The 15,354-nt window shown below is 65.9% G+C and carries 11 protein-coding genes and 1 tRNA gene; 4 read left to right on the plus strand and 8 right to left on the minus strand.

The window, feature by feature from the left end; genetic code table 11:
• Window positions 1-62 precede the first annotated feature (62 nt).
• Genes BSQ44_RS19345 through BSQ44_RS19365 form a run of 5 tightly spaced genes read right to left on the minus strand, consistent with a single transcriptional unit; the run spans window position 63 to window position 4,980 of the window.
• On the minus strand, window positions 63-1,343 hold the full coding sequence (locus tag BSQ44_RS19345) for an ABC transporter substrate-binding protein (protein WP_072606756.1): 1,281 nt from the start codon (window positions 1,341-1,343) through the stop codon (window positions 63-65).
• Window positions 1,344-1,374: 31 nt separating this feature from the next.
• Window positions 1,375-2,442 (minus strand): maleylacetate reductase, encoded by a 1,068-nt coding sequence (locus BSQ44_RS19350; protein WP_072606757.1) that lies wholly within the window; start codon window positions 2,440-2,442, stop codon window positions 1,375-1,377.
• Complete coding sequence (locus tag BSQ44_RS19355) at window positions 2,439-3,071, minus strand: alpha/beta hydrolase (RefSeq protein ID WP_072608165.1); 633 nt, start codon at window positions 3,069-3,071, stop codon at window positions 2,439-2,441. Before BSQ44_RS19355 ends, BSQ44_RS19350 begins: the two co-directional genes overlap by 4 nt.
• 33 nt (window positions 3,072-3,104) lie before the next feature.
• Window positions 3,105-4,052, minus strand: coding sequence for a VOC family protein (locus tag BSQ44_RS19360; protein WP_072606758.1), 948 nt, complete (start codon window positions 4,050-4,052; stop codon window positions 3,105-3,107).
• Window positions 4,053-4,101: 49 nt separating this feature from the next.
• A complete protein-coding gene (locus BSQ44_RS19365) occupies window positions 4,102-4,980 on the minus strand; it encodes a dioxygenase family protein (protein ID WP_072606759.1) in 879 nt (292 codons plus the stop codon).
• A 101-nt stretch (window positions 4,981-5,081) separates the two neighbouring features.
• On the opposite strand from BSQ44_RS19365, the gene BSQ44_RS19370 reads away from it, so the two are divergent.
• Window positions 5,082-6,032: a LysR family transcriptional regulator gene (locus tag BSQ44_RS19370; protein ID WP_072606760.1), complete on the plus strand. Its 951-nt coding sequence runs from the start codon at window positions 5,082-5,084 to the stop codon at window positions 6,030-6,032.
• Between the two features lie 72 nt (window positions 6,033-6,104).
• Here BSQ44_RS19370 and BSQ44_RS19375 read toward each other — a convergent pair whose 3' ends face one another.
• The 3 genes from BSQ44_RS19375 to BSQ44_RS19385 form a co-directional block, all read right to left on the minus strand.
• Window positions 6,105-6,515 (minus strand): hypothetical protein, encoded by a 411-nt coding sequence (locus BSQ44_RS19375; protein ID WP_072606761.1) that lies wholly within the window; start codon window positions 6,513-6,515, stop codon window positions 6,105-6,107.
• Window positions 6,516-6,989: 474 nt separating this feature from the next.
• Window positions 6,990-7,066: transfer RNA gene (locus BSQ44_RS19380), tRNA-His, on the minus strand.
• Window positions 7,067-7,313: 247 nt separating this feature from the next.
• Window positions 7,314-7,766: a phasin gene (locus BSQ44_RS19385; RefSeq protein WP_072606762.1), complete on the minus strand. Its 453-nt coding sequence runs from the start codon at window positions 7,764-7,766 to the stop codon at window positions 7,314-7,316.
• Window positions 7,767-8,023: 257 nt separating this feature from the next.
• Between BSQ44_RS19385 and BSQ44_RS19390 the strand changes: the two genes are divergently transcribed.
• The 3 genes from BSQ44_RS19390 to BSQ44_RS19400 all read left to right on the plus strand — a co-directional run bounded on the left by BSQ44_RS19390 (window position 8,024) and on the right by BSQ44_RS19400 (window position 15,304).
• Window positions 8,024-12,220, plus strand: coding sequence for a PAS domain S-box protein (locus BSQ44_RS19390; RefSeq protein ID WP_072608166.1), 4,197 nt, complete (start codon window positions 8,024-8,026; stop codon window positions 12,218-12,220).
• A 227-nt stretch (window positions 12,221-12,447) separates the two neighbouring features.
• Window positions 12,448-13,506 carry a Fe(3+) ABC transporter substrate-binding protein gene (locus BSQ44_RS19395; protein WP_072606763.1) on the plus strand — a complete coding sequence of 353 codons (1,059 nt, stop codon included), beginning with the start codon at window positions 12,448-12,450 and terminating at the stop codon, window positions 13,504-13,506.
• A gap of 100 nt (window positions 13,507-13,606) precedes the next feature.
• A complete protein-coding gene (locus BSQ44_RS19400) occupies window positions 13,607-15,304 on the plus strand; it encodes an ABC transporter permease (RefSeq protein WP_378215025.1) in 1,698 nt (565 codons plus the stop codon).
• Window positions 15,305-15,354: the final 50 nt, after the last annotated feature.

Below are 15,354 nucleotides of genomic sequence, written 5' to 3' on the forward strand. Positions count from 1 at the left end.
AGCGGAACTCCAGGTTTAGGGTGTGGTGGGCGGGCGGTTTCCCGCCCGCCCGATTATTGAGATCAGACGATCGGTTCCATCTGGCCGCCGGTGGGGATGTTCGGTGCCGTCTTGTTGTCGACGACGACCAGATCGTAGCTGCCACCATCCTTAAGCCGCCACTGGCCGCCGACCAGCGGCGTCTTGGCGACGTTCTTTTGGGCGAAGGGCGGCAGGTTGGCGCCGTCCCACGTCACCGGTCCAACGAGCGTGTCGAGCTTGGTGGCGGCGATCGCGGCCACGACCGCGTCGGGATCCGTCGTGTCGCCCGCCCGCTTGGCGACGTCGACGGCGACCTCGAACAGCGCGTGGATGAAGCCGATCGGCTGCGTCCACGGACGGCCGGTCGCGGCGGTGAAGCCTTCGGCCACCTGTGCGGAAGTCTCGCCCGTGAGCGAGGACTTGAACGGATGGCTCGGCGACCACCACACCTCGGACGACAGGTTGTGGCCCGAATCGCCCAGCGCCTCGACCGCCTGCGGGAACAGGATCGCCTTGCCGATCGAGGCGACCTTCGGCGTGAAGCCCTGCTGCTTCGCCTGGTTCCAAAAGGTGGTGAAGTCCGGCGGGATCACGACGCCCGTGATGATCTCGGCGTTGGCCTGCTTGAACGCGTTGATCTGGGCGGAAAAGTCATCGGTGAGGTTCTGATAGCGGCCCGGATCGGTGAGCGTGTAGCCCTTTTCCGCGAGCACCGGCGGGAAGCCGACGTTCGGATCGCCCCAGGCGTTGCCGTCGCCGTCGTTGGGGAAGAGCGCGCCGACCTGCTTGTTGGTCTCGACCTGCGCCCACATGTTGGTGAACACGGCGATGACGTCCTCCAGCCCCCAGAAGAAGTGGAAGGAGCTGTTGAAGGGCTGCCAGCTCGACGGGTCGCCGGGGTTAGCCTGCTGGCCGATGAACCAGGGCTGCCAGGGCGCCATGGTGGAGATGCAGGGGACTTCCTCGGCTTCGCAGGTCGTGGTCACCGGATTGGTGGTCTCCGGCGTCGAGGCCACGAGCATGATGTGGATCTCGTCGCTGACGATCAGTTCCTTGGCCACTTCGGCGGCGCGGTTCGGATTGGACTGGCTGTCCTTGACGATGACCTCGAAGTTCAGTCCGGCGGCCTTGGTGGCCTTCATGAAGTTCTCGATGACGAAATTGTCCGCCTCGGCGAAGGCGGCGAGCGGCCCGGTCTGCGGGCTGACATAGCCGAGCTTGACCGGCCCGCTCTGCGCGAGCGCCGGCATCGCGAGGCCGGAGGTGCCGGCGAGCACGCCGGTGGCGGCGGCATTTTTGAGCAGTGTCCTTCTGGTGATCATGTCCTGTCCTCCCTGTTGATGTGACTGCGCTTCATTGCGGCGGTTGCCGTCCCTCCAGGGCATCCTGGAGGAGCGAGCGGATCTGCTGTCGGTCGAAAGGCCTCGGGTTCGAATAGGGGTTCCTCGTCGCGATCTCGGCGGCGCGATCCAAATCGGCTTCGGTAAGACCGAAATCCGCAAGCCGCATCGGCGAGCCGAGGTCTCGCGCGAAGCGGAACAAGCCGCGCCCCGGCGTATCTCCGAAAGCCTTGGCGACAGGCTCGAGCAGCCCGGCCGCGGCGCCCGCATTGAACCCGACCGTGTGCGGCAGCAGGATGGCGTGGGTCTCGGCGTGCGGCGTGCCGAAGCTGCCGCCGAGCGTGTGGCAGAGCTTGTGGTGCAGCGCCATCGCCGAGCCGCCGAGCGCGATGCCGCACAGCCAGGCGCCGTACTGCGCGAGGCTGCGCGCTTCGACGTCGGACGGATCGCGTACCACTGCCGGAAGTGCCTCGGCGAGCGCGCGGATCGCCTCGGCTGACATCAGCGCGATGACCGGGTTGCGGTCTTCGGCGTAGAGCGCCTCGGCGGCATGCGCGAGCGCGTTGAGGCCGGAAGTGACGGTCATGCCGACCGGCAGCGTCAGCGTCAGGTCGACGTCGTAGATGACGGTCTCTGGCAGGATCGAGGCGTCGCGGCGCGTGGTCTTTTCGCCGCCGGCGGTCTCGCCCAGGATGTCGGTCATCTCCGAGCCGGCATAGGTGGTGGGAATGACCACCTGGTCGGTGCCGGTACGGGTGGCGATGGCCTTGCCTAGCCCCGTGGTCGAGCCGCCGCCCAGCGCCACGACGCAGTCCGCACCGGAACCGCTGAAGACGGCCAGCGCCTTCTCGGTGACCTCGACCGGCGTATGCATGGCGGCCTCGGTGAAGACGCCCGCCGAAAGCGGGCCGAGCCGGTCGGCGAGCGCATGCGCATCGGCCTCCTGGTTGGGCGTCGAGAGCACGAGGGCGCGGGACCGCCCGAGGCGCTCCACCTCGGCTCCGGTGCGGGCGATGGTTCCGGCACCGAAGATCACCCGCGAGCGCAGGCCGGGAAAGACGAACGGAGCGATCGGGGTCATGGCGTTGCTCCAGTCTGGGCAAGGATCTCGGCGAAGACGTCGATCTCGGCGTCGGACACCTCGTGCGCCCGGCCCGGAAAGCTCTCCGCCCGCAAGCGCGCGCCGCAGACGGCGAGATCGGCTGCCGCCGCGAAGGCCGCGGAGGCCGGTATCCAAGGATCGGCGTCGCTTCCCGACAGGTAGACTGGCAGTCCGTCGAGCCTGCGGCGCGGCGAGGTATCGGTCGGCGGACCGACACGGCAGCCGGTCAGCGCCACCAGGGCGCCTAGCGCGCGATCACGGCGCATGGCGTATTCCAGCACCAGGCAGGCGCCCTGCGAGAACCCGGCCAGAACCGGCCGGTCGGACGGCGCCCCGTCGGCCGCCGCAGACGCGATTGCCGCATCGATCGCATCGAGCGCCTCTTCCAGCTGGGCGAGCGTCGCATCGGAGGCGGGATCGATTGCCCGGGCATCGTACCAGGCTTCCCGCGGCGAGCGCGGCAGCACGAAATGCGTGTCGCCGACCGGCAGGCGGGCGATCACATGCTCGCCCATCTCCTCCGGCGTCTGCGCCCGCCCATGCACGAACACGCAGAGACGCGCGGCGCTTCGCGGTGGAGCGCCGAGCCTCAGGGACGTGTCGCGCATCTGCGCCAAGTCGTTCTCCTCCCGCCGACCGACCTACCAGTGGAACTCTTCGAGGCCGGCGATCATCTCGGCCTTACGATCCTCGAACCAGGGCGGGAAGACGAGCGTGCGGCCGGTCTCGCCCGCCGGCTCGTCCACCGCCCAGCCCTGCGGCACCGTCCAGGCGATCTCGAACAGCGCGCCGCTGGGAGAACGCACATAGCAGGACTTGAAGTAGTTGCGGTCCTTCTGGTCCGAGACGTCGGTGAAGCCAAGTCCCTCGAGATGCGCCTTCAGCTTGAGCTGGTTCTCCTCGTCGCCCGTGTCGAGCGCCAGGTGGTGGATCGTACCGCCGGCGAGCGTCCACGTGCCCTGCGGCTTGTCGGGCTCGTGCAGCACCTCGACGGCGGTGGTCGCGCCGGCGCCGGCCAGCTTGAACTTCAGGTCCGGGCCATCCTCGCCGTCCTTCTCCATGCCCATACCGATGGTCATGAAATCGTCCATGGACGTGCGGTCGTACACCGCGATGCCGATGCCGTAGATGCCCTTGATGCCGTTTTCCGCGCTGATGCCGTCCGAGACGATGGAGCGGCGGTCGTCCTTCTCGGCCGCCACCAGCTCATGCGGGATGCCGCAGGGATGCGCGAAGGCGACGCGCGGCAGGCCGAAGCGCTCGGTGCGCTCGGCCTTGAAGCCGGCCGCGTTCAGCCTGTCCTCCCAGAAGTCGAGGCTCTTGGGCGGCACGGAGAGCTGGATGATCTTCGACTGGTTGGTGCCGCGCTTGCCGAAGACGCCCGGCTTGCGGAAGGGGAAGGTGGTGACGATGGTGGAGGCGTCGCCGGTCTCGTTGGCATAATAGAGATGGTAGACGGGCGTCGTGCCGTCGAAGAGCACGGTCTTCTTGATCGACTTCATGCCGAGCGTGCCGGTGAAGAAATCGAAGTCCTCCTGGGCGCCGTCGACGCTCATCGTGACGTGGTGGTATCCGCTGATCAGTGCCATCTCGTTCCTCCCTTGAATTCAGGCGTGGGGCATGAAGGCTGCGTCGTTCCTATGTCGGCGGTCTCGCCGGTCTGGCGCGCGCCATGACGAAGTCGAAGTCGAGCGACCAGGCCGGCACGCCGTCGGCGCCCGATTGCGGCCGGAAGTCCCCGACCAGTTCTGGCTTGACGCCGAACAGCGCGTCGCGGTGCAGGTCCGGGTCGCCGCGCTCGTAGACATGCGTGGTGAGCGTCTCGAACCCTTCGGCGCGGATCATGAAATGCAGGTGCGCCGGGCGGCGCAGAGGATAGCCGACATGCCTCAGCAACTGCCCGACCGGGCCGTCGTCGGGCACACGATAGCCGGCCGGCTTGACGGTGCGGTAGTAGAAGTGGCCGTCGGCACCGGTGGTGAAGGCGCCGCGCAGGTTGAATTCGGGCTGCAGGTCCGGCTGCTGGTTCTCGTACAGTCCCTCGGAATTAGCCTGCCAGGTCTCGACCACCGCGCCCGGTATCGGATTGCCGTCGAGGTCGCGCACGTGACCCGACACGCACAGCGGCTCTCCCACTCCGTCGAGCGAGACGATCGCTCCCATCGGCAGGCGCGGCACATCCGATCTGTAGAAGGGACCGCGGATCGTGTTGGGCGTGGCGCCCGCTGGACGCCGCGAGTTGATGTCCTCGACTAGCGCGGAGACCCCGAGCAGATCGGACAGCAGGATCCACTCCTGCCGCCGCTCGTCGCTGGCGTGGCCGACATCCGTCAGAAAACCGATGACGCGGCGCCAGTCGGCATGGCTCGGGCGCGCTTCCTTGACGACCTGGTGCAGGTGTTCGACGACGCTGACCAACACCCGCGACAGTCGCCCGTCGCCGGCCCCGAGCAGGCGCTCGGCGACGACCTGAGCGGAATTGTGCTCGCCATAGGGATGGCCGGTCGGCAACTGCATCGTTCCTCCCCGGGATTGTGACCGGACGTTGCGGAGCCAAGAATAGTCGAACGATGGCGATACTGGATGATTTTCCTACACCTTTAGCATAGCATATCGCTATGAAACTCGATGAACGTCATCTCGTCCAGCTGGCCGCCGTCGTCCAGGCGGGCGGCGTGACCGAAGGCGCGGCGCTGATCGGCATGACGCAACCCGCCGTCTCGCGCACGCTTTCGATGTTGGAGAAGCGTCTTGGAGAAGCACTGTTTGTCAAGGGCCGCCGCCCTTTGCAGCCGACTCCGCTGGGGCGGGCTTTGGCCGAACACGGCCAGGCGATGCTGCTCGCCTCTCGAAAAGCCTCCGAACTGGTCGAAAGCTTCCACCATGGCCGGGGCGGGCTGGTTCGCATCGGCGGAACCCCGTTCTTCATGGACGCCCTCATCTCCGGTACGATCGCCGAATTCCAGAACCACTATCCCGACGTGCGCGTCGACCAGAGCTACGGATATCTCCAGGAGCTTCAGGCCTCCGTCATCGCCGGCCGGCTCGACCTCGCCATCTGCCCGATCGACATTGTCGACGAAGGGTCGGGGCTTGAGTTCCAGGAGATCCTGCCGGGTCGCAACGTCGTCGCCTGCCGCTCGACCCACCCGCTGCTCATCAAGCGTCGGCTGGGCGGCAAGGAACTGCTCGACTATCCCTGGATCGCGCCGCCGCCCGGCAGTCCGCTGCTGGCCGACCTGCGCAGCCTGCTCCTGTCGCTCGGCGCCACCGAGATCAAGGTGCGCTATTCCGGCGGGTCGCTCACCAGCGCCATGACCTACCTGAAGAGCACCGACGCGCTGACCGTTCTGCCGCATGGCGTGGTCTTCGCCTTCCGCAAGGAGAAGTCGATCACCGCCCTGCCCCTGAACATCCCGCACCCGGAACGCGCGCTCGGCCTGCTACGACTCGCCGACGCACCGCGGTCGCCTGCCGTGGAGAAATTCGCCCTGCACGTACGCCAGAGCTTCGACAACCTGCGCCATCTGATCAAGCGGCACGAGCAGGCGGTGGTATGGGGCGCGTGAAGTGTCATACCCGCGGGCGGTAGCGGGGTAGAATTCGATGGCAGCGATGTTCGATGGTCTGCACGGCATGCCTCATGACGTATCGTACCGCTCCGCTATCCAGCAGCTCGGGCGACTAATGCGGCCCGATGCTGCGTGAAACGCCAGGTCCCGACGCTCGCGTTGGCGGTCGAACAGGTCTCCGAGTGGTAACAAAGTGCAGAGCGCAGCGGCCGCCGCGTAGAAGCGCGCGGCGAGCCGCAGCGCGTCGTCGGGCTCGTTGCCCTCCGACGCTATCACGTCGAGTTCCGAGTGCGGCATGCCCGCCGCCTCGAAGACGTAGTCTTCCGACACAGTCGCCGCATAGCGCAAGATGCAGAGCACGAACCAGCGAACCGGCGCTGAGCGCGTGGCGGCCTGCTCGGCCATGGCGGCGAAAGAGACGAGCAGCGCAATGACGCGCCGAAGCATCCTTTCGTCCACCATTGCCGCATGCACGTCCATGTCGTGTCCTTCGCTGACCAAGCGGTAGTGTGGCGCGGGTAGCGGGCGCGTGGACGGAATTCGAGGAAGCCGTTGATCCGGCTGGGATGGGTGCCCGTCCGATCCACGCCGGCTCCCCCTCCGCTTCGTCATCCTCGGCCGACCGGAGCGAAGTGGAGGGAGAGCCGGGGATCCAGGCCTGAGAGGCGGTAGAGGATGAGGTGGAGGAGAACGGGGCGGTTTCCTGCACCACCTCACGGGGCCGGCGGAGATTGCGCTTCCTGCACCGCCTCACGCTGCCGATATGCTCAAGCATGGATCCCAGGGTCTGCGCGACACCGCTTCGCGGCTGCTCCGCCCTGGGATGACGAAGGTGGGGAGTTGTCGCCAACCGAGCCTATCCGACAACGGCGGGGCAGCAGAGGACGTGAGCGGCTTCGCGACGGCGCCGGGCAGTGCGCGAGGCGCGATCAGCGAAAGCCTTTTTGAAGGTGATGGTACGGTTGCTCGGGATCGAACCGAGGACCTCCGGATCCACAATCCGGCGCTCTAACCATCTGAGCTACAACCGCACGCCCGGTGCTACGAAGCGAGTGTGCAAATACGGTCAAATGCACGCGAATGCAAGCACCGCACCGGCATTGTTTGTACGCCCCGCATCGGCCAGTATCGTAACGCGGATGGCCATACGGGACAAGGAAAAGGGCCGGCACGAGGCCGACCCTTTTCGTTTGCACGACAGGCGGGAGGAGGTGCCCGTCGCGGCTCCGGGCGCGTGGGAGGAAGATCGCGCTCCGGGTACTTGGGCTATCGAACGCCTCAGGCGACCTTGAGTTCCTTCATCGACTTGTCGAATGCGTCCTTGGCCGGCTTCGAGAGTTCGTCGACGGCCTTGGTCGAAGCAGACTGCATGTCCTTGACCTGGTCGACGGCCATCTCGATGCGCTTGCGCATGTAGCCGGTCTGGAGTTCAATGACCTCGGAGAACGACTTGGCGCCGAGAAGCGATTCCATGTAGGAGAAGTCGGCTTCGGCGTTCGCACGCATCGCGGCGATCGACTTCAGCGACAGGTCCGTGCCGGCCTTCTTCATGGTCTCCATGGAGGCCTCGACGGCCTTCTGGCCTTCCTCGGCATTGGACTTGAACTTGGCATAGGCCTCCTTCGACTGCTCGACGCCCTTCTCGGCAAAGGAGCGGAACTGGTCGGTCGCCTTGGAGGCATCGAAGGTCGGGAATTCGATGGTTTCTGCGGTCTTTGCTGCTTTCGACATCTGCGGTAATCCTTCATGTTGCGGGCAGCGGCCTGACGCTGAACAATTTCCGGCCGCTCGATGCCCACAATATAGGCAGGCCTTTTGTGCATTGCAACATTTTTCTTGCAATGCAGCATTGAGCCGGCGAGATTAACCAAGGGGCCACAAAAGCGCCGGCTCGCCGGGGTGTGATGTGGACGCGGGAAGGCTTGTCTTTTACTAACAAAGTCTTAACGCCCGGGTCAGGGGAGCCGGACGGGATGGGGTCGGTGCGGATGGCATCCAGCGAATATTCCTTCATCGACATCGCGGTTCTGGACGCGGTCCGTGCGCGATTTGCCGCAGGCGAGGCGCTGGCGATCCTGTCTGCCGACCTGGAGGAAGTGATCTGGGCGAACGGCCCCGGCGCCAGGCTGTTCGGCTATCCCGACATAGAGGCGATCATGGGCGCCTCCGCCGGGCTCGGCTTTGCTCAGCGGCGCCAGATTGCGGCGACGACGGGGTTTCCGAGGATCGGCTCGAACCGGCCGCTGCTGGTCAGGCTGGTCTCTGGCGTGACCAGCCGGGCGGTGTCCTTTCTCGCAAGCAGCGTGACGCTGCCGGACGGAGAGGCGGGCATCCTGCTCGCCGCCCCGCTGGCCGAGAAGGACGAGCAGGATTCGGCGGAACGGGCCAGCCGGGCGATTTCGGGTTTCACCGAGGCCGGGTACTTCGCGGCATTGCTGTCCGGCGGAGAAATCGTCGCCGCAACGCCCGGCTTCCAGGCGCTCGGGATCGAGCCGGGGACGGTGGAAGACCTCGTTGCCGACGTGGCAGATGCTCAAGACCGACTGGTCAAGCGCCTCGTTCCTGCCGCGAGCGGCCACATCCCGGCCGGGATCGCGCGACTGACCGACGAGCCGGGCATGCATTTGCTGGTCGCGGTGGATGATCCCGATCTCTATCGCCGCGAGGATTTCTTCGAAGCCGGTAGCGAACCGGAAGCCGAAGCGCTGCGGAAGTCCGAAGGTCGGGACGAGGAAGCGGACCGCGCGCCGTCGACGGGCGCGTCCGTCATCGGGATCGCAGCCCTCACGGACCAGGATGATCCCGCGAACTCCGGCTCCGCCGACCCTGCGACCGATGCACCGGCGCAAGTGGCGGAAGAGACGACGACGGAACAGCGCGCGGGCATCGATCGCTGGTATTTCGAGGCAGATTCCGCCTCCGCCGAGGGGCAGGATGAGCAGGACGAGGTTCCTGCCGAATCTACGGCGGAGGAAGCCGTCGAAGCCGTTGGAGAAGAGCAACATCTCGAGCCGGAGGAACAGCCGGCTGCGGCAGCCGAGGAGACGCAGCCCGTCTCGGAACACACCGGGGACGTGGCGGCGGCTCCAAGCCCCCTGCCCTCGGCCGAACATCGCAACACCGCCGCGGTGCGCTTTGCCTGGCGCACGGACGCCTCGGGCAATTTCAGCAGCATATCCCGCGAGTTTCTGGAGGCCGTCGGCGGGTCCGAGGCTTCGGTGATCGGCCGCTCCTTCGCGCAGGTCGCGGAAAACTTCGGCATGGATCCCGACCACGAAATCGCCGGGCTTCTGGAGCGCCGCGACACCTGGTCCGGCCGGACCGTGCTGTGGCCGATCGAGGGAACGGATCTCGCGGCACCCGTCGATCTGGCCGCCCTTCCCGTGTACGCCCGCGACCGGACCTTCGAGGGATTCCGCGGCTTCGGGATCGCCCGGCTGGGCGACGCCGTCGCCGCTCCGCGGCCCCTGGCAGTCGAGACCGAGATCGCCGGAGAGGAGGATGTCTCCTCACCGGAGATCGAGGACGACGCCTCTCGCGCCGACAAAGAGCGGGCAGAGTCATTCGGCGAATTCGACGAAGCAACGGATGCCGAGCCGGCGACATCCGAGGAACCGAAAACTGTCACGTCGGCTCAGGAACCCCCGGCCCCAGAAACCCGCGAAGACCCGTTCCGTGGCGAGGCTCCGGTCATAGCGATCGAGGAAGCCCGTTACCGGCGCTACTCCGACAAGATTATCCGGCTTGCCGAACACCGTCCGAACCAGCCCGAACGCGCCCTTTCGCCGGTCGAGCGCAATGCCTTCCGCGAGATCGGAGATCGCCTCAAGGAGGTGACGCAGCCGCTGCCGAGGAAGCCGGAGCCCGAGGCGAAACGGGAGGAGAATGCGGCCGAAACCGAAGAAGCGCCCGCGACGACCGAGGCTGACGCTCCACCCGCAGCCAACGATCAAGTCGCACCGCACGTGGCGGAAGACGACGACGCGACGGCCCTACCCGTCACCTCCGATGCCGCCACAGGATTGGATGGCCCGGAAACGGACGCCCAGCCTTCAGCCGAGGAGATGCCCTACCTCGACGTCGAGGAGGAACTCTTCGATGAACCTCTGCCGGCAGAGCAGCCCGCGCCGGACGCCGACGCCCACGAGGATGGTGGAGCGGTTCTCCGGGATGAGGTGCGAGGCCCGACGCTGCCAGAGACCGTCACTTTCGACGGCGAGCGGCTGCCGGCGAGACAGGCCGGGCAGGTATTCGACGGACAGGCCTTCGAGGACCGGCAGGTCGTCGAAGACGTTGCCGATCCCGTCGCGGAAGTACCCGAGACCCGCGACGTCGACATAGAAGCGGCGTCCGACGTCCAGCCCGCGCAGCATGCGGGGCACGTGTTCGAAGGACAGGTGTTCGAAAACCGGGAGGTGGCCGAAGACGCTGCCGGTCCCGTCGCCGACGCGCCCGAGATCGATGCCGCCGATACGGAGTCGGTTTCGGACGTCGAACCTCCCGAGCACGCTGTTGTCCCCGCGCCTGACGACGACGGCGAGACCGAAGCCGAAAGCGACATGGTCGAAACCGGGGAGTTTTCCGGCGAAGCCGAAGAATCCGCGTCGGAGCCGCAGACCGAGCAGCCGGAACCGCACCAGGCGGCCGTGCTGCCCTTCGTGCCGTCCGCCTTCTCCGCGCCCGCCGGTGAGGGATCGAGACCGGACCTCGACGCCGGAGTCCTGGCGCGGCTGCCGCTGCCGCTGCTGATCCATCGCGGCGACCAGTTGTTCTTCGCCAACCGGGCATTCTGCGAGTTGACGGGATACGCCTCGCTCGAGGACCTCGAGGCGAGCGGTGGTCTCGGCGAGCTTTTCCTGGAGCCGTATCGATCCGAGACTGAAACCGGGGAACCGGCGCAGGGCACCGTCCTGTCCACGAAGGATGGCCGCGCGATGCCGGTCAGGGCGCATCTCCAGTCGATCCCCTGGATGGGCGGCAAGGCGCTGCTCCTGGCGCTGAGCCCGCTGGAGACGGAACAGCCCCTCCCCGCCGCGGCAGAACCTGTCGAGGAACCGGTTGCCGGATTCGGCAACCGTGTGGAGGAGATGCGCACCATCCTCGATACCGCCACCGACGGTGTCGTCCTGATCACCCCGGAAGGCACGATCCGGTCCATAAGCCACCCGGCGGAGGCGCTGTTCGGCTACGAGGACAAGGACGTGGTGGGCAATCCGTTCGCCATGCTCTTTGCCGTCGAAAGCCAGCGTGCTGCGCGAGACTATCTCCAGAGCCTGTCCGAGGATGGCGTGGCGTCCGTGCTCAACGACGGACGGGAAGTCATCGGTCGCGAGGCGCAGGGCCGGTTCATTCCGCTCTTCATGACGATTGGCCGCCTGCCCGGCGGCAACGGCTACTGCGCCGTCATGCGCGACATCACCCAGTGGAAGCGGGCGGAAGAGGAACTCACGCACGCGCGCGCCATGGCCGAGCGCGCCTCCTCGCAGAAATCGGAATTTCTCGCCCGCGTCAGCCACGAGATCCGCACGCCGCTCAACGCCATCATCGGGTTCTCAGAACTCATGATGGACGAGAAGTTCGGCCCGATGGGCAATGACCGGTACCGGGATTATCTCCGCGACATCAACCGATCGGGCAACCACGTGCTCGATCTGGTCAACGACCTGCTCGACATCTCGAAGATCGAGGCCGGCGAGCAGGAAATGGCCTACGAGGCGGTGTCACTGAACGACGTGCTGGCCGAAACCGTCGCCATGATGCAGCCGCAGGCGAACCGGGAACGCGTCATCATCCGTTCGAGCTTCGCCTCGCGTCTGCCGGAGGTCGTTGCCGACCTGCGCAGCATCCGACAGATTGGCCTGAACCTCCTGTCGAACGCGGTGCGGTTCACGCAGCCTGGCGGGCAGGTGATCGTCTCGACTTCCTGCGAGGCGACGGGCGACGTGGTCATGCGGGTCCGGGATACAGGGGTCGGCATGTCCGCCGCCGAGATCGAGCAGGCGCTGAAGCCGTTCAAGCAGATCAATTCGCTCAAGCGCAAACGAACCGACGGCACCGGCCTCGGCCTGCCGCTGACCAAGGCCATGGTCGAGGCAAACCGCGCCCGCTTCACGATCAACTCGACCCCCGGCGAGGGAACGCTCGTGGAGGTCACGTTCCCCTCCGCGCGAGTACTCGCCGGCTGATTACGACTTTCGCAAAAATGTGATCGTGTGCGGTGGCGCTAATTCATGAGCCTTTCACTCTGAAATTGCATGGAAATTCCTGAATGCAGGAGTTTAGAATAGTTCTAAACTATTGAATTTGCTGAACTTATGTTGACCCGATAGCGCCTTTCCAGCAAAAGGTGGCGCTGTTCAGGATGCGGGCACCGGCCCACATCCGCGGATTCGTACAACGTGAGGAGACCTCCATGCCCTTCAGCAATTCGCGCCTCCGAGGCGCGCGCCTGGCCGCCATCGCGCTATCGGCGTCCTTCGCCTTCTCGGCCGCACCGGCGCTGGCCGAGGGCGTGGTCAACATCTACTCCTATCGTCAGCCTGACCTGATCAAGCCCGTTCTGGACGCCTTCACCGCCGAGACAGGGATCGATACCGAAGTGCTCTTCCTAGACAAGGGGCTCGAAGAGCGCATCGCGGCCGAAGGCCAGAATTCGCCCGCCGACGTCATCCTGACGGTCGACATCTCGCGGCTGACGAACACCAAGGAAAAAGGCGTGACCCAGCCGGTCGACGATCCCGCGATCAATGCGGCGATCCCCGCCGAGTACCGCGACCCCGATGGCCACTGGTTCGGCGTCACGCGCCGCGGCCGCGTCATCTACGCGTCGAAGGACCGCGTGTCCGACACAGACATCTCCTACGCCGATCTCGCCGATCCGAAGTGGGCGGGCAAGATCTGCATCCGTTCGGGCCAGCACGACTACAACCTGGCCCTTTTCTCCGCGCTGATCGCTCACTGGGGTGAGGAAAAGGCCGAGCAGTGGATGGAAGGTTTCAAGGCAAACCTTGCCCGCAAGCCGGAGGGCAACGATCGTGGCCAGGCAAAGAGCATCATGGCCGGCGAATGCGATCTGGCACTCGGCAACACCTATTACGTCGGTCTCATGATGACCAATGATAAGGAGCCCGAACAGAAGGAATGGGCCAACTCCATCCACGTCATCTTCCCCTCGATCGACGACGCGGGCACGCATGTGAACATCTCGGGCATGGCCATGGCCAAGCACGCACCCAACCGGGAAAACGCGCTCAAGCTGATGGAATTTCTCGCCAGCGAGGAGGCCCAGGAGATCTACGCAGCCGAGGTGTTCGAATACCCGGTGAAGGAAGGCGTCGAGGCTTCCGACATCGTGAAGAGCTTCGGCACGCTGAACGCGGACAAGCTGCCGCTGTCGGAGATCGCCGGTCACCGCAAGGCCGCTTCCGAGATGGTCGACCGGGTCGGTCTGGACGATGGTCCGGCGAGCTGACGTAATACCATTGACGAGAACCGGGCCGGATCCTCGATCCGGCCCCGTTTCGTTTTGAAGCAGAGCTTGAACCGATCGCGATAGCCGAGCCATGCCGAAGATGAACGCACCGGCTGCTTCCGTTGAACGCATGCGAATACCGCGGGCGCGTCGCGAGCGGCATCCGGCGGCCATGGTATCCGCGACGCTGATAGCCGCGATCGTGCTGGTTCCGATCGCATCGATCGTTGCGATCGCCCTTTCCGGCACCGGAGCCGACTGGCCGCATCTGGCCCGCAACGTCCTGCCCCGCTCCACCGCGACCACGCTTTGGCTTCTCGCGATGGTATCGGCCGGCACGGCCTCTATCGGCGTGACCGGCGCGTGGCTGGTCGTGGCCTTCGACTTTCCGTTCCGGCGCTTCCTGGCCTGGGCGCTGGTGCTGCCCCTGGCGGTGCCCACCTATCTCGCGGCCTATGCGTTCGGAGAGTTCTTCCATTTCACCGGGCCCGTGCAGACGGGCCTACGGTACCTCTTCGGCTTTCAGACAATGCGGGACTACTGGTTTCCCGACATCCGCACCACCGAGGGAGCGGCAATCGTCCTGTCGTCGGTGCTCTACCCCTACGTCTATCTGACGACGCGTGTGGTCTTCATCATGCAGGGCCGCAACATCGCCGATGTGGCGCGCACACTCGGCGCGCGGCCGTCGAAGGTGTTCTTCCGCATCCTGCTTCCGGTGGCGCGCCCGGCCGTCGTCGCCGGGGTGGCTCTGGTTCTCATGGAGACCGTCAACGACATCGGCGCGGTCGAGTATCTCGGTGTGCGGACCCTCACCTTCTCCGTCTATTCGACATGGCTCAACCGCGGCAGCCTCGAAGGCGCGGCGCAGATCGCGATGGTGATGCTGGTCCTGGTGCTGGCCATCCTGCAGGCGGAACGCTGGGCCAGGCGGCGGCAGCGCTTTCACGGCGCACGCGCGACGCATATGCGTGTCAGGCCTCCACGGGTGATCCTCACCGGCTGGCGGCGTTGGTTGGCTACCTGTGCCGTACTGATGCCCGTGCTGACGGGTTTCGGTATTCCGCTGCTGGTCTTCGGCGACTATGCGAGCCGGCGCCTGGAACAGCTCGGCGAGCCCGCGTTGCGATCCGCCTTCGTCAACAGCGTCCTGACCGCCGGGGCGACCGCGCTGGTCACGGTCTTTGCCGCAATGCTGATGATCAACGCGGCGCGGATCTCACGCTCCAGCGCGGTCGGCGGCATGGCGCGCCTGGCATCGAGCGGCTATGCCTTGCCAGGCACGATCCTGGGACTCGGACTTCTCTTCGCGCTGACGAGGCTCGACAATGCGATCGACGGATTTCTGCGCCTCAACTTCGGGGTATCGAGCGGCCTGCTCTTCACCGGCACCGCGGGAGCGGTCGTGCTGGCCTGCTCCATCCGCTTTCTCGCTCTCGCCGAAGGCGCGATCCGGTCGGGGATGGAGAAGTTGCCGCCGCACCTCGACGAGGCTGCCCGAAGCCTCGGGCGTTCTCCTCTTGCGAGCGCCCGCGAAATCCTCCTTCCGCTGCTGCGTCCTGCAATCCTGACGGCGGCGGTGCTGGTGTTCGTCGACACCGTCAAGGAACTCTCGGCGACGATCCTGCTGCGACCCTTCGGCTTCTCCACGCTCGCCACGCACGTCTACGAGAACGCCTCGCGCGGGGTCATCGAGGACGGAGCGGTCGCCGCCCTCCTCATCATCGTCACCGCGCTGGTCCCCGTGATCCTGCTCTCGGGCGCCCTGATGCGTGATTCCGAAGCGTCTCACAGCTAAAGCGCGTCGCGATCTTCCAGATTCGCTCGTTGCGCTTCAGCTGTTTGTTT

The organism is Aquibium oceanicum (genome assembly GCF_001889605.1).
GTDB lineage: Bacteria > Pseudomonadota > Alphaproteobacteria > Rhizobiales > Rhizobiaceae > Aquibium > Aquibium oceanicum.

What these genes read in the sequence shown, in the direction of transcription:
- BSQ44_RS19345 (WP_072606756.1), bottom strand. Translation starts at nt 1,343, where the DNA reads ATGATCACCAGAAGGACACTGCTCAAAAATGCCGCCGCCACCGGCGTG.
- BSQ44_RS19350 (WP_072606757.1), bottom strand. Translation starts at nt 2,442, where the DNA reads ATGACCCCGATCGCTCCGTTCGTCTTTCCCGGCCTGCGCTCGCGGGTG.
- BSQ44_RS19355 (WP_072608165.1), bottom strand. Translation starts at nt 3,071, where the DNA reads ATGCGCGACACGTCCCTGAGGCTCGGCGCTCCACCGCGAAGCGCCGCG.
- BSQ44_RS19360 (WP_072606758.1), bottom strand. Translation starts at nt 4,052, where the DNA reads ATGGCACTGATCAGCGGATACCACCACGTCACGATGAGCGTCGACGGC.
- BSQ44_RS19365 (WP_072606759.1), bottom strand. Translation starts at nt 4,980, where the DNA reads ATGCAGTTGCCGACCGGCCATCCCTATGGCGAGCACAATTCCGCTCAG.
- BSQ44_RS19370 (WP_072606760.1), top strand. Translation starts at nt 5,082, where the DNA reads ATGAAACTCGATGAACGTCATCTCGTCCAGCTGGCCGCCGTCGTCCAG.
- BSQ44_RS19375 (WP_072606761.1), bottom strand. Translation starts at nt 6,515, where the DNA reads ATGGACGTGCATGCGGCAATGGTGGACGAAAGGATGCTTCGGCGCGTC.
- BSQ44_RS19385 (WP_072606762.1), bottom strand. Translation starts at nt 7,766, where the DNA reads ATGTCGAAAGCAGCAAAGACCGCAGAAACCATCGAATTCCCGACCTTC.
- BSQ44_RS19390 (WP_072608166.1), top strand. Translation starts at nt 8,024, where the DNA reads ATGGCATCCAGCGAATATTCCTTCATCGACATCGCGGTTCTGGACGCG.
- BSQ44_RS19395 (WP_072606763.1), top strand. Translation starts at nt 12,448, where the DNA reads ATGCCCTTCAGCAATTCGCGCCTCCGAGGCGCGCGCCTGGCCGCCATC.
- BSQ44_RS19400 (WP_378215025.1), top strand. Translation starts at nt 13,607, where the DNA reads ATGAACGCACCGGCTGCTTCCGTTGAACGCATGCGAATACCGCGGGCG.